General features: G+C 72.5%; 16 protein-coding genes. 5 read left to right on the forward strand and 11 right to left on the reverse strand.

What is annotated here, in order from left to right:
• The first annotated feature begins 130 nt into the window (after nucleotides 1-130).
• Together DVA86_RS30395 and DVA86_RS30400 are read left to right on the forward strand one after the other, a co-directional pair.
• Nucleotides 131-280 (forward strand): hypothetical protein, encoded by a 150-nt coding sequence (locus DVA86_RS30395; protein ID WP_208883159.1) that lies wholly within the window; start codon nucleotides 131-133, stop codon nucleotides 278-280.
• A 19-nt stretch (nucleotides 281-299) separates the two neighbouring features.
• Nucleotides 300-1,064, forward strand: a complete 765-nt coding sequence (locus DVA86_RS30400; RefSeq protein WP_208883160.1) for a bestrophin-like domain — start codon at nucleotides 300-302, stop codon at nucleotides 1,062-1,064.
• 91 nt (nucleotides 1,065-1,155) lie between these two features.
• Here DVA86_RS30400 and DVA86_RS30405 read toward each other — a convergent pair whose 3' ends face one another.
• Nucleotides 1,156-2,616, reverse strand: a complete 1,461-nt coding sequence (locus DVA86_RS30405) for an aldehyde dehydrogenase family protein (RefSeq protein ID WP_208883162.1) — start codon at nucleotides 2,614-2,616, stop codon at nucleotides 1,156-1,158.
• Nucleotides 2,617-2,858: 242 nt separating this feature from the next.
• Here DVA86_RS30405 and DVA86_RS30410 point away from each other — a divergent pair, with 242 nt between their 5' ends.
• A complete protein-coding gene (locus DVA86_RS30410; protein ID WP_208883164.1) occupies nucleotides 2,859-4,232 on the forward strand; it encodes a M14 family metallopeptidase in 1,374 nt (457 codons plus the stop codon).
• Nucleotides 4,233-4,332: 100 nt separating this feature from the next.
• Here DVA86_RS30410 and DVA86_RS30415 read toward each other — a convergent pair whose 3' ends face one another.
• The 3 genes from DVA86_RS30415 to DVA86_RS30425 form a co-directional block, all read right to left on the reverse strand.
• Nucleotides 4,333-4,692, reverse strand: coding sequence for a DUF6463 family protein (locus DVA86_RS30415; protein ID WP_208883166.1), 360 nt, complete (start codon nucleotides 4,690-4,692; stop codon nucleotides 4,333-4,335).
• Nucleotides 4,693-4,778: 86 nt separating this feature from the next.
• Nucleotides 4,779-6,575: a PucR family transcriptional regulator gene (locus DVA86_RS30420; protein ID WP_208883168.1), complete on the reverse strand. Its 1,797-nt coding sequence runs from the start codon at nucleotides 6,573-6,575 to the stop codon at nucleotides 4,779-4,781.
• A gap of 81 nt (nucleotides 6,576-6,656) precedes the next feature.
• Nucleotides 6,657-8,984, reverse strand: coding sequence for a type IV secretory system conjugative DNA transfer family protein (locus DVA86_RS30425; RefSeq protein ID WP_245997363.1), 2,328 nt, complete (start codon nucleotides 8,982-8,984; stop codon nucleotides 6,657-6,659).
• 413 nt (nucleotides 8,985-9,397) lie between these two features.
• Here DVA86_RS30425 and gabT point away from each other — a divergent pair, with 413 nt between their 5' ends.
• Complete coding sequence (gene gabT / locus DVA86_RS30430) at nucleotides 9,398-10,747, forward strand: 4-aminobutyrate--2-oxoglutarate transaminase (protein ID WP_208885362.1); 1,350 nt, start codon at nucleotides 9,398-9,400, stop codon at nucleotides 10,745-10,747.
• A gap of 85 nt (nucleotides 10,748-10,832) precedes the next feature.
• On the opposite strand, the gene DVA86_RS30435 is transcribed toward gabT, so the two are convergent.
• Nucleotides 10,833-11,588: a DNA alkylation repair protein gene (locus DVA86_RS30435; protein WP_245997365.1), complete on the reverse strand. Its 756-nt coding sequence runs from the start codon at nucleotides 11,586-11,588 to the stop codon at nucleotides 10,833-10,835.
• A 373-nt stretch (nucleotides 11,589-11,961) separates the two neighbouring features.
• Here DVA86_RS30435 and DVA86_RS30440 point away from each other — a divergent pair, with 373 nt between their 5' ends.
• Nucleotides 11,962-12,645 carry a phosphatase PAP2 family protein gene (locus tag DVA86_RS30440; RefSeq protein WP_245997367.1) on the forward strand — a complete coding sequence of 228 codons (684 nt, stop codon included), beginning with the start codon at nucleotides 11,962-11,964 and terminating at the stop codon, nucleotides 12,643-12,645.
• 7 nt (nucleotides 12,646-12,652) lie between these two features.
• Here the strand turns inward: DVA86_RS30440 and DVA86_RS30445 are convergent, their stop codons facing one another.
• From DVA86_RS30445 to DVA86_RS30470, 6 genes are all read right to left on the reverse strand, one after another.
• Nucleotides 12,653-13,108 carry a hypothetical protein gene (locus DVA86_RS30445; RefSeq protein WP_208883172.1) on the reverse strand — a complete coding sequence of 152 codons (456 nt, stop codon included), beginning with the start codon at nucleotides 13,106-13,108 and terminating at the stop codon, nucleotides 12,653-12,655.
• Between the two features lie 133 nt (nucleotides 13,109-13,241).
• Complete coding sequence (locus DVA86_RS30450; RefSeq protein ID WP_208883173.1) at nucleotides 13,242-14,675, reverse strand: NAD(P)/FAD-dependent oxidoreductase; 1,434 nt, start codon at nucleotides 14,673-14,675, stop codon at nucleotides 13,242-13,244.
• Nucleotides 14,672-15,562 carry an ABC transporter permease gene (locus tag DVA86_RS30455; RefSeq protein WP_208883175.1) on the reverse strand — a complete coding sequence of 297 codons (891 nt, stop codon included), beginning with the start codon at nucleotides 15,560-15,562 and terminating at the stop codon, nucleotides 14,672-14,674. The genes DVA86_RS30450 and DVA86_RS30455 overlap by 4 nt, the downstream gene beginning before the upstream one ends.
• The gene (locus tag DVA86_RS30460; RefSeq protein WP_208883176.1) at nucleotides 15,562-16,488 is read right to left on the reverse strand and encodes an ABC transporter permease; all 927 of its coding nucleotides are present in this window, start codon (nucleotides 16,486-16,488) and stop codon (nucleotides 15,562-15,564) included. Before DVA86_RS30460 ends, DVA86_RS30455 begins: the two co-directional genes overlap by 1 nt.
• Nucleotides 16,485-17,612, reverse strand: a complete 1,128-nt coding sequence (locus tag DVA86_RS30465) for an ABC transporter ATP-binding protein (RefSeq protein ID WP_208883178.1) — start codon at nucleotides 17,610-17,612, stop codon at nucleotides 16,485-16,487. The genes DVA86_RS30460 and DVA86_RS30465 overlap by 4 nt, the downstream gene beginning before the upstream one ends.
• A 19-nt stretch (nucleotides 17,613-17,631) precedes the next feature.
• Entirely contained in the window at nucleotides 17,632-18,873 is a 1,242-nt protein-coding gene (locus DVA86_RS30470) for a polyamine ABC transporter substrate-binding protein (protein WP_208883179.1), read from the reverse strand.
• Between the last annotated feature and the right edge of the window lie 37 nt (nucleotides 18,874-18,910).

Raw genomic sequence — 18,910 nt, forward strand, 5'->3', positions numbered from 1 at the left:
CACGCGCGAGGGCCGCGCCCCTCAGGTGTCCAACCCGGGAGGAGCGCGGCCCTCGTCCGCCTGCTGTCTGTCGGCATCATCTACGGCTCCCTCGCCTGCCTCCCCCTCGCCCGCCGTCGCGCACGCGGCGGTGCCGCGTACGGAGCCGGACGGCCGGCTGTCGTTGCTGACCCGCACCCTCCTCATCGTCGCTCCGGCCGTGCTGGCGGCCGCCGCGCTGCGCCCCCGCTCCCGCGGCGGCGCGCACGCCGCGTCGTCCGCCGACCGGTCCACCCGCTAGGGCACTTCAGGAGTCCGTGATGCCGCAGTGGCTGATTCTCGTCCTCTGCACGCTGGTCGCGTGCGGAGCCGTCGTCGGTGTCGTCTTCCTCCGCCAGCAGCGGGTGGGTGACGACGACGACCCGTCCGAGACGCCGGACGTCATCGAGTACATGACGATGATGATCGGCGTGGTGTACGCGATCGTCCTCGGCCTCGCCATCGCGGGCGTCTGGGAGGCGCGCAACGCCGCAGAGGAGACCGTCCAGCGCGAGGCGCAGGCGCTGCACGAGGTGAGCGCGCGCGTGGAGGTGTACCCGGCGGAGGCGCGCGAGCGCATCCGTACGGACGTCGCGGACTACGTACGGCACACCGTCCGCGAGGAGTGGCCGCACATGTCCGAGCACGGCGAACTCACCGACGAGGGCGGCCGATTGCTGGACCGGGTGCGCCGCGACGCCATGGCCGTACGGCCGGAGGACCCGCGCGCGGTGCAGTCGTACCAGGGCGTGGTCGACCAGGTGGCGGCGGCGGACGCGGCACGGGAGCAGCGCGCGGCGCAGGCGGCGCCGACGATGCCCACGGTGGTGTGGTTCGGGCTGATCGGCGGCGGCGCGCTGTCGGTCGGCATGGTCTTCGCGCTGCAGATCCAGCGGTCCCGGCGGGAGGTGATGCTGGCCGGGCTGTTCAGCGCGCTGGTGGTGTTCCTGATCTTCCTGGTGTGGCACTTCGACCAGCCGTTCGCCCGCGGCCTGGACGAGCCGACCGGCGTGTTCACGGCGCTCTTCCCGGACGCCGCCGGGTAGCGCGGCGGCGGCGCCCCGAGACCGGGTGGGGAGCGCAGCGCACCCGCGCTCCCCACCCTCCGGCCCCTACGGGCCGGACGGCCGGACGGCCTCAGAGGTCGAGGCCGGTGAGCACCATGACCCGCTCGTACGTGTAGTCCTCCATCGCGAACTGCACGCCCTCGCGGCCGACTCCGGACTGCTTGGCGCCGCCGTACGGCATCTGGTCCGCGCGGTACGACGGGACGTCGCCGACGATCACGCCGCCGACCTCCAGCTGCCGCTGCGCACGGAAGGCCGCCTGCACGTCGTGCGTGAAGACGCCGGCCTGCAGGCCGAACGGCGAGTCGTTGGCCATCGCGTACGCCTGCTCCTCACCCTCGGCGCGGGTGACAGACATGACGGGCCCGAAGACCTCGTCGCAGCCGATCTTGGTGTCGGCGGGGACGTCCTCCAGCACGGTCGGCGCGTACGTGGCACCGTCCCGCGTACCGCCCGTGAGCAGCTTCGCGCCCGCGGACACGGCCTCCTCGACCCACGCCTCCACGCGCTTCGCCGCGTCCTCGCTGACGAGCGGGCCGACGTCGGTGGCGGGGTCGGAGGGGTCGCCCGTACGCAGCGCCTCGACGCCCTGGACGATCCGCGGCACCAGCCGGTCGTACACCGAGGCGTCGGCGATGACGCGCTGGACGGAGATGCAGGACTGGCCGCCCTGGTAGTTGGAGAAGGTGGCGATGCGCTGCGCGGCCCAGTCGAGGTCGGCCTCGGAGGCGTAGTCGCCGAGGACGATTGCCGCGCCGTTGCCGCCGAGCTCCAGCGTGACGCGCTTGCGCGGCGCCGAGTCGAGGATGGACCAGCCGACGGGCGCCGAGCCGGTGAAGGAGACGACGGGCAGCCGCTCGTCGGCGACGAGGTCGGGCATGCGGTCGTTCGGCACGGGGAGCACGGACCACGCGCCCGCGGGCAGGTCAGTCTCGGCGAGCAGCTCGCCGATGAGCAGCCCGGAGAGCGGCGTTGCGGGGGCGGGCTTGAGCAGGATCGGGGTGCCGACGGCGATGGCCGGGGCGACCTTGTGCGCGCACAGGTTGAGCGGGAAGTTGAACGGCGCGATGCCCAGCACGGGGCCGCGCGGGAAGCGGCGCGTGAGGGCCAGCCGGCCCACGCCGCCCGGGTCGGTGTCGAGCCGCTGCGCCGCGCCGCCGTTGAACCGGCGGGCCTCCTCGGCCGCCAGCCGGAACACGGAGATGCACCGGCCGACCTCGCCGCGTGCCCACTTCATGGGCTTGCCGTTCTCGGCGGAGATCAGCTCGGCGATCTCCTCGGACCGCTCCGTGACCCGCCGGCAGACGTGGTCCAGCGCGGCGGCCCGTACGTGCGCGGGCGTCGCCGCGAACTCGTCCGCGACGGCCGCCGCGGCGGCCACGGCCTCCTCGACCTGGGCCGGGGTGGGGACGCTCACCGTGCCGACGAGGCGGTTGTCCCAGGGGGACGTGACATCGAGGGTGTCGTCGCCGGTGGCCTGCCGGCCGGCGAGCCAGAACGCTTGAGTGGCGGCATTCTTCGTGTGTGGCACAGCGGATCCCGGCCCTTCCGAAATGGTGCGGACAAAAAGCCTGTGCCGCCCACCGTAGGGGGCGCGTACCGGAAGGTTGATTGTCCGGTGCGGCACAGTCCGTACGACGCCTGCACCTCTTTGTAGGTAAGCGGCCGAGAAGTCACCCCGAGCCTTGACCAGGGCATGCCACACGGCAAGGATGCGCGCGCACAACCGCACACTGTCCCCCACCCGTCGCACTGGACACCCCAGGAGTTGCGATGAGAACACGCATGCGCGGCACGAGGCGGAACACCACCGCGGCCGTACTGCTGGCGCTCGCGCTCGCCGTCCCGGTGACCGCACAGGCCACCGCGTCGCCGTCCGCGTCCCAGCCATCCCAGCCGGAACAGCAAGCGGAACGTCAGGCGGAAGACACCGCGGAGAAGCCGAGACAGTACGAGCTCGGCGGTGTCAGCACCCGCGCCCAGCGCACCGCGGTGGCCGCCACCGGCGCCTCGGTCGACGAGGTGCGCCCGCACTCGGTGGTCGTCACGGCCGACGCGTCGGAGGCCCGCGCGGTGAAGCGGCTCGGCCACAAGCTCACCCCGCTGCCGGGTCCGCCGGCCCGTACGAAGGCCGGCGAGGCGCCGGGAGCGAAGGACTTCCCGCCCGCGGACTCCGGCTACCACAACTACGCCGAGGCCAACGAGGCCATCGACGGGTATCTCGCCAAGTACCCCGAGATCATGACGCGGAAGGTCATCGGCAAGTCCCACGAGGGACGCGACATCGTCGCCGTGAAGATCAGCGACAACGCCGCCCAGGACGAGGACGAGCCCGAGGTCCTCTTCACCCACCACCAGCACGCGCGCGAGCACCTCACCGTCGAGATGGCCCTCTACACGCTGGGCGAGTTCGGCGCGAAGTACGGCAGCGAGGACCGGATCACGAAGATGGTCGACGAGCGCGAGCTGTGGATCATCCCGGACGCCAACCCGGACGGCGGCGAGTACGACATCGCCACCGGGCAGTACCGGAGCTGGCGCAAGAACCGGCAGCCCAACCAGGGTTCGTCCGCCGTCGGCACGGACGAGAACCGCAACTGGCCCTACAAGTGGGGCTGCTGCGGCGGCTCCAGCGGCAGCCCGAGCAGCGAAACGTACCGCGGCCCGTCCGCCGGATCGTCCCCCGAGGTGAAGGTGCTGATGGACTTCACCCGCGGCCGGGTCGTGGGCGGCGAGCAGCAGATCACCGCGCACATCGACTTCCACACGTACAGCGAACTGGTGCTGTGGCCGTACGGCTACACGTACGACGACACCGCCGACGGGCTGACGCAGGACGACCGGGACGCGTTCGCGACCATCGGGAAGTCCATGGCGGTCAGCAACGGCTACACCCCGCAGCAGTCCAGCGACCTCTACATCACGGACGGTTCGGTCAACGACTGGATGTGGGCGGACCAGGGGATCTTCTCGTACACCTTCGAGATGTACCCCGGCTCCCAGGGCGGCGGCGGCTTCTACCCGCCCGACGAGGTGATCGGCGAGCAGACCGCGCGCAACAAGGACGCCGTCCTGATCCTGCTGGAGAACGCGGACTGCATGTACCGCTCGATCGGCAAGGAGAAGGAGTACTGCGACGCGGCCTGACGGGTCACTGACCACCGCGTACAGCGTTGATCGCGTCGGGGGCCGGGCCGTACGCCCTGCTGGTCCGGCTCCCCGGCGCGTACGCGGTGGGCGGGGCGGCTCAGCCGCGCAACGACCTGCGCAGCAGGACGCCGCCGATCCCCACCAGGGTGGGGAAGCCGCTCTTCGGCATGGCCACGGTGCCCGCCACACCGACGGCGGTCAGCGCGACGCCCACGGCCCGCTGAGCGGACACGTCCTGGTGTTCCTCGGCGGACCGCAGCAGCCGGCCGCCGAGCCACAGGGTGGGCGCCGCGGCCATGAACCAGAAGGCGGTGGCGCGGTCACCCCGGTCGGGCACGGAGTCGCAGGGGTTCTCGCGCACCATGCCGGCGAGCACGTCGCGGTAGGCCACGGCACCGACGACAGCGTGACCGATGCCGACGACCTGGAGCCAACTTCCGGCGGAATATCGCTTCATGGCCACATCGTACGGACGGGGCGGACCGTACGGACGGGGCCAGCCGTACGAAACGGGCGCCGGGCTCCGGGCGCCGGAGGGGGCTGCTAGCTGGTGGCCTTGAGGGCCAGCCAGAGCTCCATCCGCACGTCCGGGTCGTCCAGGGAGCGGCCGAGGATCTCCTCGACCCGGCGCATGCGGTAGCGGAGGGTGTGCCGGTGGACTCCGAGGTCGGCCGCCGCGGCGTCCCACTGGCCGTGCCGGGAGAGCCACGCGCGGAGCGAGGCGACGAGGTCGCCGCGGCCGTGCGCGTCGTGCTCGTGCAGCTTGCGCAGCAGGCCGTCGGCGAAGGCGCGTACGGCGTCGTCCGCGAGCAGCGGCAGCACGGAGCCGGCGGCCACGTCCTCGTGCTCCACCAGCACCGCGCCGCGCCGCCTGGCCACCGACAGCGCCTGGTCGGCCTGCTTGAACGCGACGGCGGTGGCCGGGAGTCCGGCGGGCGCGGAGACGCCGATGACCGGCGCGTCCTCCTGCCGCGTGCCCGGGTCCGTACGGTCGCCCCGCTCGCCCCGCTCGCCGCGTTCGGCGGAGGCGTCCGCGGCGAAGCGCGCGCAGGCGGCGGCCGCGGCGCCGCCGTCGGAGGCGAGCACGATGAGGCGTTCGCCGTCGGGGACGACGAGGACGGCCTCGCCGTTGCGCGCGGCGGCTGTCTCCATGGCGTCGGCCAGATCGTCGAGGAGGCAGCCGCCCGGCATCTGCCCGGAACCGCCGCCCGGCGTGCCGTGCGGTGAGCCGGTGGCCGGGTCCGGCCCCTCGACGGGGGCGCCGGAGGGGGTGATGGCGTGGGCCGCGGGGCCGCCGCCCACACCCGGTCCCGTACCGGCGGCGTCTCCGTACGAGCCCCCGCCGGTGCCCGTGGCCGCGCCGACGGCGCGGTGGCGAGCCGCCGGGCCCGCCGCCGGCTCCGCGACGATCACCCGCATCGGCGCGTCCAACAGGCCGCCGTACAGCCGGCCGGCGACGGCGCGGGCGTGGTTGGCCTCGCCGGACAGCAGCATGCGCAACACGGCGGCGCCCAGGCGCTGTTCGGCCTCCTGCAGGGCACGCGAACGTTCCGTGGTGAGCGTCAGCAGCGCGACGGCCGAGTGCACGGCGTACCGCTCGGCGGTGCCGAGCCGGGCGGCCGTGCCCACCGCCAGCACGGCCTTCGCGCGGCGCCCCGTGCCGACCGACTGGAGCTCCACCCGGTCATCGCCCGCCTCGGACTCGCTGACGACGGCGCTGGCGGGCGCGGGCCGGTCGCGGAGGCGCTCCGCCTCCGCCGTGAACCGCGCCGCGCGGCGCGCCGCCCACGCGGGGGCGGTGGCGACGACGGCGCCGGACGCGTCGTACAGCGCGGCCCAGCCGTTGACGTGGCCCGCGAGCCGGGCGAGCAGCGCCGCGGGGCCCTCCTGGGAGAGCGCGGCCGTGGTCATGTCGCGCTGGGCGTCGAAACCGGCGGTCACCGCCTGGTACTGCTCGGCGGCGATGGCGGCCGAGACGACCTTGCTGATCGCGATGAACGGCGTGCGCCGGGGCACTTCCAGCAGCGGCAGGTTCGCTTCGCGCGCGGCCTTCACGAGGGCGTCGGGCACCCGTTCGTAGTTCACTCCGGCGGCGAAGGCGAGGCCGACGACGCCGCGGCCGGCGAGCAACTGCACGTAGTCGCGCATCGCCTCGGGGTCCTCGGCGTCCATCTTCAGCGCCGTGATCATGATCAGCTCCCCGCCGTCCAGATACGGCGTGGGATCGGCCAGCTCGCTCGCGTGCGCCCAGCGCACGGGCGTGTCCAGGCGTTCCTGCCCGGCGAGCACGGAGAGCCGCAGGGAGGAGTGCTGAACGAGGCTGGCAAGAGTCGGTGGCATAACGTCCTCACCGTACAGGCGGTCTCCGCAATTCGGTCATCGGCCGCTCACTGGTCGGTCTCATTCACTCACTGACCGGTCTCATTCGCCGAGTCTGGCCAGAACCGGCGGTGTGCGCTCCCCGCGCACGGTCGTGAGGGAGACCACGGCGTGCCCCGGGGGCAGCTCGTTGGCCAGGTCGGACGCCGACCAGCGCTCCCGCTGCACATGCCGTACGGTCACCGACTCGGCCGTCACGTGCTTGCCGGTCGCGAGCCGGCGTACGCCGTGTACGAGACGGGTGAACGGCTCGTCCGAGACAAGCTGGCGGTTGGTCACATCGCGGGTCTGCACCCACTCCGTGCCCCACGCCTCGGCGAAGTGCTCCGCGTCCCACGGCGTCACACCCGCACACACCATGCGGCAGCCGACGGCCCCGAGCAGCGGTCCGCGCAGCGCCGCCGGCACCTCGTCCAGCGCCCGCAGCGTGAGCAGGACGCCCGCGTGACCGGAACGCAGCCGCTGGAGGCTGCGCAGCGACTGCGGAGTGACCGCCTGGGCCGCGTCGTCGAGCACGAGACAGGCGAAGAGGGACTGGTCGGCACGGGCGACGGCGCACTCCGCGAACTGCGCGAGCAGCAGCCGTACGAAGATCCGCGACGCCTCGGCGTGACCCCGTTCCGGAAGGTCGACGCGGACGCGCAGGGGGTGTTCGAGCGCACGCAGCGAGAAGGGGCGGTGTGGCGCCTTCTGCGCACCCTTCGCCTGCTGGGTGCCTTGGCTGCCCGGGCCGCCTGGGGCGCTCTTGGCGCTCGCGGGTGCGAAGAAGTCCGCGAAGGCGGGCCGGTCGAGCAGCGCGATCCGGTCGGCGAGCAGCGCGCTGGCGTCGCCGGGGCGGCCCGCCTGCCGTTCGTACGCGTCGAGTTCACGCACCTGCGCGCGGCGGCCCGCGCCCTCCAGCGCCGTACGGAGCGCGCCCAGCGCGGACTGCGCGCCGTCCAGCAGCTCGCGCAGCTCCGGCACCGTGGGGAACCGCCCGTGCACCGCCTGGAACGGCCCGATGAGCTGCGCCAGCGCGGTCGCCGCCCGCCTGCTGTCACCGCCGGGAAGGGTCTCGGTGAGGTCACCGACCAGCGCCTCGGCGAGCATGCCCGCCGCCTCGTCGGGGTCGTCGGTGCCGCCGTACAGGTCGAGGTCGTAGACGGAGTCCGGGCTGCCGAGCCGTACGACCGCGTCGAACGCGTCGTCGGGCGCCAGCCGCGCGCCGGACGCGGTCACGGCGACCACCGCGGCCTGCCGGGCGAGCGCCTGCAGACACAGCGACTCGACGACGGGGCGCACCAGGCGGCTGGTCTTGCCCGACCCCGGCGGCCCGACAGCCAGCGCCGACGTGCCGAGCAGGGACGGTTCGAGGGCGAGCCCGGCGCCGCGGTACTCCTGCGGATTCCGGGCGTGGTCGGCGGCCGTGCCGATGCGCACCTGCCGCAGCCACAGGTCGTGCCGCGCGGCCCGGGTCGGCAGATCGCGGTCGCCGGACGGGTGGACGCAGGCGGCGGAGCCGTCCCGCAGCACGCCCTGCACGAAGTCCGGCAGCCGGTCCGTACGGCCGCGCGCGGACTGCCACACACGCTCGATACGGGCGTGGTCCACGTCGCCCATGAGCCCGCCGCGGACCTCGCCGGCGAGCCGCTCGGCGGCCTCCGGGGCGCCGGCGGCGCGCAGTTCGGGCCATTCTGCGGGGTCCGCCTCGGGCGGCGGGGGCGTACGGGGCGCGGCGGCGGGCGTACGGCGGCGCTCGGCGGCGCGCCGGCGCCTGACGCGGGCGACGATGCGGCGCCACACCTCGTCCCAGTGGCCGACGCGGCCGAAGACCGCCGCGAGTACGGCGAGGACGAGGCCGTAGTAGATGTTGCTCGCCCACGAGTAGAGCGCTGTGCTGTCGTTGCCCGTGCGCCACGATTCCGGGGTGAGCGAGAGCAGCGGCCACAGCCAGTAGCTGCCGAGGTAGCCGTTCCAGAGCAGTGACCAGACCAGCCAGCCCATCAGGAACGACACCAGCGCGCCGCTGATCAGCTGGCGGGCCGGAGTGCGTTCCGGGTCCTCGGGCGGCAGGGGCTCGTAGCCGCACCGCCAGATGCCCGGCTCGGCCTCCGGGCGCGGCATCCGCAGCCAGTCGGCCAACGGCGGTCCGGCGGCGGGTGCTTGGGCAGGCAGGGGCGGCGGGGCACCGGGCGGGCCCTCTGGCGGCGGAACGGCGGGCGGTACGGCCGGTGGTCCGCCCGCCTGCGGCGGTGCCGCCGGTGGCCCGCCGTTCTGGTGCGGCACCCCGGCAGGGCCCTGGCCCTGTCCCGGTGGCCGGCCGTAGTCCGCGGCCCCGGAGCCGTACCCCTCGCCCGTCTCGTGTCCACGACGGGAAGAGCCCATGTCCATCGAGTGCCTCTACCCCTGATCAGCCCGCGAGTGTCACTGCCTGCTCACCCAATCTAGCCGTCAGCCGGGCCAGTTGTGCCGCACCGGGAGCGTACGCAACGAGGACCGGCCACCGTGCGGCCCCCGCCGCCCACCGTGCGCGGTTCTGCACAGCGGGTTCCGGCAGCCGCGTTTCGCATGTCCGCCGTAGGTCCGCCGTAGGTCCGCCGCACGTCCGCCGCACGTCCGCCGTAGGTCCGCCGTAGGTCCGCCGCACGTCCGCCGTAGGTCCGCCGCACGTCCGCCCTATGTCCGCCGCGGCCAACACGACACGGCCACTGCTCCGTGACGGTGCATGTCTAGCCCCCTCTCGTGCCCCTAGCCTGCGAAGAACGAGCACACCACTTCCTCCTGAGGAGACCGCTATGACCACGATGACCGATCTGCCCGCCGGCTCGGACCTCCCCCAGGAGCGCCGCGTTGTCACCGCCATCCCCGGTCCCGTGTCGCAGGAGCTGATGGCCCGCAAGCAGGCGGCCGTGGCGGACGGCGTCGGCACCGTGATGCCGGTCTTCGCGCGGCGCGCGGGCGGCGGGGTCCTCGAGGACGTGGACGGCAACTCGTTCATCGACTTCGGCTCAGGCATCGCCGTCACCTCGGTCGGCAACAGCGCGGAGGCCGTCGTACGGCGCGCGACCGCCCAGCTCCAGGCGTTCACGCACACGTGTGTGATGGTGACGCCGTACGAGCCGTACGTGGAGGTCTGCGAGCGGCTGGCCGAACTCACCCCCGGTGACCACGCCAAGAAGTCCGCCCTCTTCAACTCCGGTGCGGAGGCCGTCGAGAACGCCGTCAAGATCGCGCGTACGCACACCAAGCGGCAGGCCGTCGTGGTCTTCGATCACGGCTACCACGGCCGTACGAACCTGACGATGGCGCTCACCTCGAAGAGCATGCCGTACAAGCACGGGTTCGGGCCGTTCGCGCCAGAGGTGTACCGCGTGCCGGTCGCCTACCCGTACCGCTGGCTCACCGGCCCCGAGAACTGCGCCGAGGAGGCCGCGGCGCAGGCCATCGACCAGATCAGCAAGCAGGTCGGGGCCGCGAACGTGGCGGCGATCATCATCGAACCCGTGCTGGGCGAGGGCGGTTTCATCGAGCCCGCGAAGGGATTCCTGCCGCGGATCGCGGAGTTCGCGAAGGAGAACGGGATCGTCTTCGTCGCGGACGAGATCCAGTCCGGTTTCTGCCGTACGGGCCAGTGGTTCGCGTGCGAGGACGAGGGCATCGTCCCGGACCTGATCACCACCGCGAAGGGCATCGCGGGCGGGCTGCCGCTGGCCGCCGTCACGGGCCGCGCGGAGATCATGGACTCGGCGCACTCGGGCGGCCTGGGCGGCACGTACGGCGGCAACCCGGTGGCGTGCGCCGCCGCGCTCGGCTCCATCGAGACGATGCTGGAACTGGACCTTCCGTCCCGTGCGAAGCAGATCGAGGAGGTCATGAAGCCGCGGCTGCAGAAGCTCGCCCAGCAGCACGGCGTCATCGGCGACGTGCGCGGGCGCGGCGCGATGCTCGCCATCGAGCTGGTGAAGCCGGGTACGAAGGACCCGAACCCGGAGGCGACCGCCGCGCTGGCCAAGTCCTGCCACCAGCAGGGTCTGCTCGTGCTCACCACCGGCACGTACGGCAACGTGATGCGCTTCCTGCCGCCGCTCGTCATCGGTGAGGACCTGCTCAACGAGGGTCTGGACATCCTCGAGAGCGCCCTCACCGCGCTCTGACCCTCGGCGCCGGTCCCCCCGGCGGTGGGCGGCGCCCACCGCCGGGGGATTCCGCTTTCAGGGGCCCCGGCTTCAGGGCCGGCCTTCAGGAGCGGTCGAGCGACATCAGCGCCGCTCGCGTCTCCGGGTCCAGCTTCTCGACGGCGTACCGGAACGTGTCCCGCCGCAGCTCGCCACGCCACGTACGCAGAAAGTCCGCCACCTCCTCCGGGTGAACGGCCCCGGCGGCCTTGAGCAGCCAGCCGCAGCTTTTCTGTACGTACGGGTCGTCGTCGTGCATGAGCCGGACGCAGTTGCCGAAGACGTGGGGCAGCGGGAGTTCGTACGTGGACTTCCCCACGGTGCGCCGTACGAACTTCACCACCGCCACGTTCGCGGCACGCCTCGCCCACCCGGAAGGGGACTCGGTCCACTGCCGCGTGTGCGGGAGCAGATCCAGGTGCCCGAGGAAGAACGGGTACAGCAGCTTCAGGCACAGGTCGTCGCACTGCGCCCAGTTGGAGACACGCTGTTCGAGCCAGCCGAGGGCGTGGTCGAGGAGTTCGGGTCCCAGCCCGGTCTTCGCGACCTTGCGCACGAGCGCGAACCCCAGAAGCACTTCCTCGTGCCGCGTCGCCCGCGACAGCACCTCCTCGGCCAGGAGCAGCCGCGTCACCGGAGGTACGTCCGGCCTCTCGCGGAACCAGTCGTCCGCGAGGGCGACCACGGCGGCGTTGCTCACGCCGAGCGCGGCGGTGCCGCCGGGGAAGTACCGCTGCATGCGCTCCGCGAAGGCTCCGTCCGCCCTGGCGGCGAGGAGTTCCAGGAGTTGCCCGGCCGCCGCTTCGGTGTCAGGCCTCACGTACGCCCGCTCTCTGCCTGCCCCGCTTCCACGACCGTCCACATCCGGCCACCACCTCCGCCGCCAGCATAGGAGCGCGCTTCCCCGTGCCCTGGGCGGTGCCCTGACCGGACTGTGCGCCTCCCGCAGTGAAGAATGTGTGCGAGCACCATGCCGGGACGGTGTTCTGGCTGTCCGGGCGGGGTTCGCTGACGTACGGTTCCTGCAGATGAAAGCCGAGTCGCTTCTTCCCCAGAACGCGCCCGGCCGTGCCCTCGCGCACACTCCTCACAGATCGGATGGCTGCCCGCCCCACACCCCCCGGGGCGCGCGGCGATCTGATCTTCAAGGCCGTCTCGGAACTCTCCCCCCTGTTCCGGGACGGCCGATTTCGTTGTACGCGCTTACGCTCACGGCGCTCGCCGTGCTCTTCGCGCTGCTCACCTGGCAGGTCGCGGCCGGGGGGCCGCTGGTGCGCGCCGACGCCGCGCTGCGGGACGCGGCCGCACGGGCGGCCCCGCCGGGCGGCGCGGTGCGCGGCACGGCGCAGTTCTGCGCGGACCTCGGCGGTGCGTTCGTCGCGTTCCCCGTGCTGGCGCTGGGCGCCTGCGTGCTCGGCCGGCGGCGCCGGTCCCTCGTGCCGCCGCTGCTCGCGGCGCTGGCGGCGCTCGCCGTACCGGCGCTGGTGCTGCCCCTGAAGGCGGCGGTCGCGCGTACGGGGCCGAACGGCGCGCCGCTCGGCGACTACGCCGGCTACTACCCGTCCGGCCACGCCGCGACCGCCGCCCTCGCGTACGGCGCGCTCGCGCTGCTGTGCGCGAGGCGCGCGCCGTACACGCCGTACGCGTACGCCGCCGCGGCCGTGCTGAACGTGTGCGTCGGCGCCGGGCTGGTGCTGTGCGGCTACCACTGGGCGACGGACGTCGTCGTGAGCTGGGCGCTGGCGGGTCTGGTGCTGTGCGCGCTGTCACGCCTCAACACGCGCCGCAGCACGCGCCTCAACACGCGGATCGGCACCCGTATCGGCGCCCGCCTCACCAGGCGCGCCGGCCCTGCCCGCCAACGCGCCGCCCCCTGAGGCGGATTCACCGCCCGCGGGCGATGCGTACGGCGGCCTCGTGCATCGCCAGCTCCAGGGTCTCGGGGTCGGTGAGGGTGCCGGAACCGTCCGGCGGGATCAGCCAGCGCACTCCTCCGGTGGTGCGCCCGGGGTACGGCGCGACGATCCAGGTGCCGCGGCCCGCGCCGCGTACGCCCGTGCCGAGCCAGCGTGAAGAGGTGCCCGGCGGTACGAAGAAGCCCATACGGGCGTCGCCGAAGTCCGCCAGTACGGGGCCGGGCCGCGCCACGCATCCGGTGAGCACATCGAGCGTCGGATACCCGAGCGTGCCGTTGAGGATGAGTACGTCCCAGCGGCGTCCCGCCGGGAGCAGCGCCACGCCGAGCGGATTGCGTTCCCATTCGTGGCGGCAGGCCGCCGGGTCCGGGGCCACCGACGCCAGCCATTCGACCGGGCCGGGTGCGTCCGCTGTGCCGTTCATGGTGCACGCCTCTCTGCAGTGGTGCTCCGTCACCAATGCAGAGGCCTGCCGAGAAGAATCCTTACACCACTTTCGCCGGGGATTTTTTCCGGCCACCGACGAAGGCCCTGAAAGCGGACAGCACGCCTGCCCGTCAGCTGTCGAAGCCGAGCCCCGTACGGTCCAGCGCGCGCAGCCACAGGTTCCGCCGCCCGCCGCCCGCGTCCGCGCGGCGCAGCGCCCACTGGGTGACGCCGATGCCCGCCCAGCGCAGCGGTTCGGGCGGGAAGGGCAGCGGCTTCTCGCGCACCATACGGAGCTCGGTGCGTTCCGTACGGTCTCCGTCGAGCAGGTCGAGCATCACCTCCGCGCCGAAGCGGGTGGCGCCGACGCCCAGCCCGGTGAAGCCGAGCGCGTAGCCGACGCGGCCGCCGTACGCCGTGCCGAAGAACGGCGAGAAGCGCGAGCAGGTGTCGATGACGCCGCCCCAGCGGTGCGTGAAGCGCACCCCGGCCAGCTGCGGGAAGGTCTCGAAGAAGTGCCGCGCGAGGGTCCGGAACGTCTCCGGGCGCTGGTCGTAGTCGCGGCGGATGCGGCTGCCGTAGTGGTACACGGCGTCGTAGCCGCCCCAGAGGATGCGCTGGTCGGCGGTGATGCGGAAGTAGTGGAACAGGTTGGCGCCGTCGCTGAGGCCCTGGCGGCCCGCCCAGCCGATGGCGGCGCGCTGCGCGTCGCTGAGCGGCTCGGTCATCAGCACGTAGTCGTAGACGGGCACGATGTACGGGCGTACGCGCCGCACCAGCGACGGGAACGCGTTGGTGCCGAGCGCGATGCGCCGGGCGTGCACGCTCCCGCGCGGGGTGCGTACGGTCGCCGGCGCGCTCTTGGCGGTGAGGGAGAGCGCCGGGGTGCGCTCGTAGACCCGTACGCCTGCCGCGCGGCAGGCGCGCAGCAGTCCCCACGCGAGGCGGGCGGGGTTGAGCATCGCCACGCTGTCGCGGTCCCAGATGCCGGCGAGGAAGCTGGGCGAGTCGACCTGGGCTCGTACGGCGTCCTGGTCGAGGAACGTGAGCCCGGTCAGCCCGACGCGTTCCGCGTCCTCGGCGGCCTCCCGCAGCTCCGCGACCTGGTGCGGCCTGGTCGCGACGGCGATCTCGCCGGTGCGTTCGAAGTCGCAGTCGATGGCGTGCCGTTCGACGGTGTCCTGGATGGCGTCCAGGTTGCGTACGCCGAGCTCCTCCAGCTGTCCGATCTCGTCCGGCCAGCGGGCGAGTCCGTTGGGGAAGCCGTGGGTGAGCGAGGCGGCGCAGAAGCCGCCGTTGCGGCCGGAGGCGGCCCAGGCGATCTCGCGGCCCTCGATCAGGACGACGTCGCGGCCCGGGTCGCGTTCCTTGGCGAGCAGCGCCGTCCACAGGCCGCTGTAGCCGCCGCCGACGACCAGCAGGTCGCACCGTTCGTCGGTGTCCAGGGCGGGCAGCGGCTCCGGGCGGTGGTCCGGGTCGTCGAGCCAGAACGGGACGGGGCGCGCGTCGTCGAGCGAGCGCGCGGCGGACGGATCTTGCGTGCCGGACGCGTCGTGCGCGGTCATCGGCTCCTCCTGCGGCGGTTGGCGGTCAACTGGCCGACCAGGACGATCGCCACGGCGATCACGAACATCGCCGTGCCGATCACGTTGACCTGCACGGGGGTGCCGCGCTGCGCGGCGCCCCAGACGAACATCGGAAAGGTCACGGTGGACGGCCCGGCGTTGAACTGCGTGATGATGAAGTCGTCGAAGGACAGCGCGAAGCTGAGCAGCGCGCCCGCCGCGATGCCGGGTGCGGCGAGCGGCAGCGTGACCCGCAGGAAGGTCTGTACGGGCCCCGCGTACAGGTCGCGTGCCGCCTCCTCGAGCCGCGGGTCCATGCTCATCACGCGGGCCTTGACGGCGACGATCACGAAGCTCAGACAGAACATGATGTGTGCGATGAGGATCGTCGTGAAGCCGAACGCGACCCGCATGTTGAGGAACAGGGTGCCGAGCGAGGCCGCCATCACGACCTCCGGCATGGCCATCGGCAGGAAGATCAGCGCGTTGGCGGTGCCCTTCGCGCGGAACCGGAAGCGGGCCAGCGCGAACGCGGCGAGCGTCCCGAAGACGGTGGCGCCGATCGTGGCGAGTACGGCGATGCGCAGGCTGAGCGTGAGCGAGCCGCACATGTCGGCGACGCCGCAGGGGTTGGTCCAGGCGTCGGTGGAGAAGGCGCGCCACTCGTAGTTGAAGCGCCCGGCGGGCTTGTTGAACGAGAACAGCAGCACCACGAGGTTCGGCACCAGCAGGTAGCCGAGCGCGAGCGAGCCCGCGATGACCACGGCGTGCTTGCGCAGCAGCCGTACGGGGGCCGGCAGCGGGGCGGGGCGGCGCGGTGCCGTACGGGCGGGCGGCGCGGAGGACGGTGCTCCGGCGGCGGGAGGTGCGGGCGACGGGCGGGACATCAGACGAGTTCCTCCGTTCCCGCCCGGCGCATGTAGAGCGTCACGGCGATCAGGATGAGTGCCATGAGGACGAACGACATGGCGGCGGCCGTCGGGTAGTCGAGGACGTTCAGGAACTGCTTCTGGATGGCGTTGCCGACCATCTGCGTGTTCGGGGAGCCGAGCAGCTGCGCGTTGATGTAGTCGCCGGAGGCCGGGATGAACGTGAGGAGCGTGCCCGCGACGACGCCGGGGAGCGACAGCGGGAACGTCACCTTCCGGAAGGTGGTGGCGGGCGTCGCGTACAGGTCGCGGGCGGCTTCGTGCAGCGAGGGCTCGATGCGTTCGAGGGAGCTGTAGAGCGGCAGGATCATGAACGGCAGGAAGTTGTACGTCAGTCCGCAGACGACCGCGAGCGGGGTGGCGAGCACCCGCTCGTCGCTGGTCAGGCCGAGCCAGCTGGTGACGTCGAGGATGTGCAGCGCCTCCAGCGCGCCCACCACGGGGCCGCCGTCGGACAGGATCGTCTTCCAGGCGAGGGTGCGGATGAGGAAGCTGGTGAAGAACGGGGCGATCACCATCACCAGCAGCACGTTCCGCCAGCGTCCGGCCCGGAAGGCGATCATGTACGCGAGCGGGTAGCCGATCAGCAGGCACAGCACGGTGGCCGCGGCGGCGTAGCCGAAGGAGCGCAGGAAGTGCTCGCCGTACTTGTCGAGGACGTCCCAGTACGTGGCGAAGTGCCAGGTGACGCGGTAGCCCTCCTCGAGGGAGCCGGTCTGCACGGACGTCGACGCCTGGTAGATCAGCGGCGCCACGAAGAACACCGCGAGCCAGAGCCCGGCGGGCAGCAGCAGCCAGTACGGGGTGAGGCGGCGCCGCGGCGGGCGCTCGGCGGGGCCGCCCGGTGCCGTGGGGGGCGCGCCGGGGGTGACGACGGCCGTCATGTCGCGTCCTCCCCCGTGCCCGCGTCCGCGTCCTGCCCGGCGTCGAGGCCGAAGGTGTGGGCGGGGTCCCAGTGCAGGACGACGTCGGTGCCGGGTACGAGACGCGGGTCGCGTCCGACGTTCTGCTCGTAGACGGCGAACTCGGGGCAGGCCGGGGTGTCGATCAGGTACTGCGTGGAGACGCCCAGGTAACTGGCGTCCACGATGCGGCCGTTCAGCCGGTTGCGGCCGACGGCGACCTTCTCCGCGTCCGCGCCGTGGGTGAGCGTGATCTTCTCCGGGCGTACGCCGACGAGGAGCTGCCCGCCCGGGTCCGCGGCGGCGCCGTTGCCGCGCGCGGCGGGCAGCCGCAGCGTGGAGCCGGCCGCCTCGATCCGCAGTTCGTCGGCGTCGGCGTCGGTGACCTCGGCGGTGATGAGGTTGGAGGTGCCGAGGAAGTTCGCGACGAAGGCGGTGCGCGGGTTCTCGTACAGCTCGGCGGGCTCGGCCAGCTGCTCGACGCGGCCGCCGCGCATCACGGCGACCGTGTCGGCCATGGTCATGGCCTCTTCCTGGTCGTGTGTGACGTGGACGAAGGTGATGCCGATCTCCGTCTGGATGCGCTTGAGTTCGAGCTGCATCTGGCGCCGCAGCTTCAGGTCGAGCGCGCCAAGCGGCTCGTCGAGCAGCAGCACCCGCGGCTGGTTGATCAGCGCACGGGCCAGGGCGACGCGCTGCTGCTGGCCGCCGGAGAGCTGGCGCGGCCGGCGCCGGGCCATGCCGCCGAGCTCGACGAGCTCCAGCATCTCGTCGACCTGCTTCTTCACGGACTTGATGCCGCGGCGGCGCAGTCCGAAGGCGATGTTGTCCTGGACGTCGAGGTGCGGGAAGAGCGCGTAGTTCTGGAACACGGTGTTCACGGGCCGCCGGTGCGGGGGCAGCGCGGTGATGTCGTCGTCGCCGAGGAGGACGCTGCCCGCGGTGGGCTCCTCGAGCCCGGCGATCATCCGCAGCGTCGTCGTCTTCCCGCACCCCGAGGCGCCGAGGAGCGCGAAGAACGAGCCCTCGGGGATGGTGAGGTCCAGCGGATGTACGGCGGTGAAGTCGCCGAACGTCTTGCTGAGCCCGGAGAGCCTGATCGTCATGGTGGGTGTCTCCGTCCGGTCACGCGCCGATGAGTTCGGCGAACTTGCCTTCGTAACGCTCCTCTTCCTTCTCCGTGAGCTGACGGAAGGTGTGACCCTTCTCGATCATGGCCTGGTCGGGGAAGATCAGCGGGTTCTGTGCGATCTCCTCGTCGATGCGGGCCATCTCGGCCTTGGCGCCGCTGACCGGGCAGATGTAGTTGACCCAGGCGGCGAGTTCGGCGGCGGTCTTCGGCTGGTAGTAGTGGTCGATCAGCGCCTCGGCATTGGCGCGGTGCCGTGCCCTGGCCGGTACGAGGAGGTCGTCCGTGCCGAAGAGGTAGCCGCTCTCGGGCAGTGCGAACTCGACGTCCGGGTCGTCGATGCTCAGCTGCACGATGTCGCCGGCCCAGGCCACGCAGGCGGCGATGTCACCCTTGCTGAGGCCGTCGACGTAGTCGTTGCCGGTGAAGCTGCGGATCTGGTTCCGGTCGACGGCCTTCTGCAGCCGGGAGATGGCCTTGTCGTAGTCGTCATCCGTGAACGAAGCGGAGTCGGCGCCGGTGTCGAGCAGCGTCAGGCCCATCGTGTCGTGCATCTCGGTGAGCAGCGAGACGCGGCCCTTGAGCGACGGGTCCTCCAGCAGCTGGGTGACGCTGGTGACCTTCTTCCCGCCGGTGGCCTTCTTGTTGTACGCGATGACCGCGGCCGTGCCCGCCCACGGGTAGCTGAACTGCCGCCCCGGGTCGTGCGCCGCCGCGCGGAACCGGTCCTCCAGGTTGGTCACGGCGTTCGGCAGGTTCGCGGGGTCGAGGCGCTGCGCCCAGCCGTGCCGGATGAGCCGGCCGGCCATCCAGTCGGAGAGGCAGACGAGGTCGCGCCCGGTGTCCTGGCCGGCGGCGAGCTGGGGCTTGACCTTGCTGTAGAACTCGTTGTTGTCGTTGACGTCCTCGATGTACTTCACCTTGATGCCGCTGCGCCGCTCGAACGCCCGCAGGGTGGGACGGTTGTCCTCGTCCTTGTCGTCGACGTCGATGTAGAGCGGCCAGTTGGAGAAGTTCAGCTCCTTCTCCTTGGCGGAGTGGTCCTTGCTGCGGTGCGAGCCGCCCTCGTCGCCGGTGGACGCGGCGGGCGGGATGCCGCACGCGGCGAGCGCGGCGCCGCCGGCGGCGAGTCCGCCCGTACGCAGCAGCCTGCGCCGGGTCATCGCGGACCGGCCGCTGGTCAGGCTCCGCCGCCAGGCCGCGCGTACGGCGGGTGGCATGTCGTCATAGAGGTCCATGGTCACCGTCCTGGCGGTCGGAGGGGGCGGGAGCGGG

The organism is Streptomyces armeniacus (assembly GCF_003355155.1).
In the GTDB taxonomy this organism is placed as follows: domain Bacteria; phylum Actinomycetota; class Actinomycetes; order Streptomycetales; family Streptomycetaceae; genus Streptomyces; species Streptomyces armeniacus.

Excerpts from the sequence above, each read along its gene's own strand:
- DVA86_RS30400 (WP_208883160.1), top strand. The coding sequence starts at position 300 with ATGCCGCAGTGGCTGATTCTCGTCCTCTGCACGCTGGTCGCGTGCGGA.
- DVA86_RS30410 (WP_208883164.1), top strand. The coding sequence starts at position 2,859 with ATGAGAACACGCATGCGCGGCACGAGGCGGAACACCACCGCGGCCGTA.
- DVA86_RS30415 (WP_208883166.1), bottom strand. The coding sequence starts at position 4,692 with ATGAAGCGATATTCCGCCGGAAGTTGGCTCCAGGTCGTCGGCATCGGT.
- DVA86_RS30420 (WP_208883168.1), bottom strand. The coding sequence starts at position 6,575 with ATGCCACCGACTCTTGCCAGCCTCGTTCAGCACTCCTCCCTGCGGCTC.
- DVA86_RS30425 (WP_245997363.1), bottom strand. The coding sequence starts at position 8,984 with ATGGACATGGGCTCTTCCCGTCGTGGACACGAGACGGGCGAGGGGTAC.
- gabT (WP_208885362.1), top strand. The coding sequence starts at position 9,398 with ATGACCGATCTGCCCGCCGGCTCGGACCTCCCCCAGGAGCGCCGCGTT.
- DVA86_RS30445 (WP_208883172.1), bottom strand. The coding sequence starts at position 13,108 with ATGAACGGCACAGCGGACGCACCCGGCCCGGTCGAATGGCTGGCGTCG.
- DVA86_RS30450 (WP_208883173.1), bottom strand. The coding sequence starts at position 14,675 with ATGACCGCGCACGACGCGTCCGGCACGCAAGATCCGTCCGCCGCGCGC.
- DVA86_RS30455 (WP_208883175.1), bottom strand. The coding sequence starts at position 15,562 with ATGTCCCGCCCGTCGCCCGCACCTCCCGCCGCCGGAGCACCGTCCTCC.
- DVA86_RS30460 (WP_208883176.1), bottom strand. The coding sequence starts at position 16,488 with ATGACGGCCGTCGTCACCCCCGGCGCGCCCCCCACGGCACCGGGCGGC.
- DVA86_RS30465 (WP_208883178.1), bottom strand. The coding sequence starts at position 17,612 with ATGACGATCAGGCTCTCCGGGCTCAGCAAGACGTTCGGCGACTTCACC.
- DVA86_RS30470 (WP_208883179.1), bottom strand. The coding sequence starts at position 18,873 with ATGGACCTCTATGACGACATGCCACCCGCCGTACGCGCGGCCTGGCGG.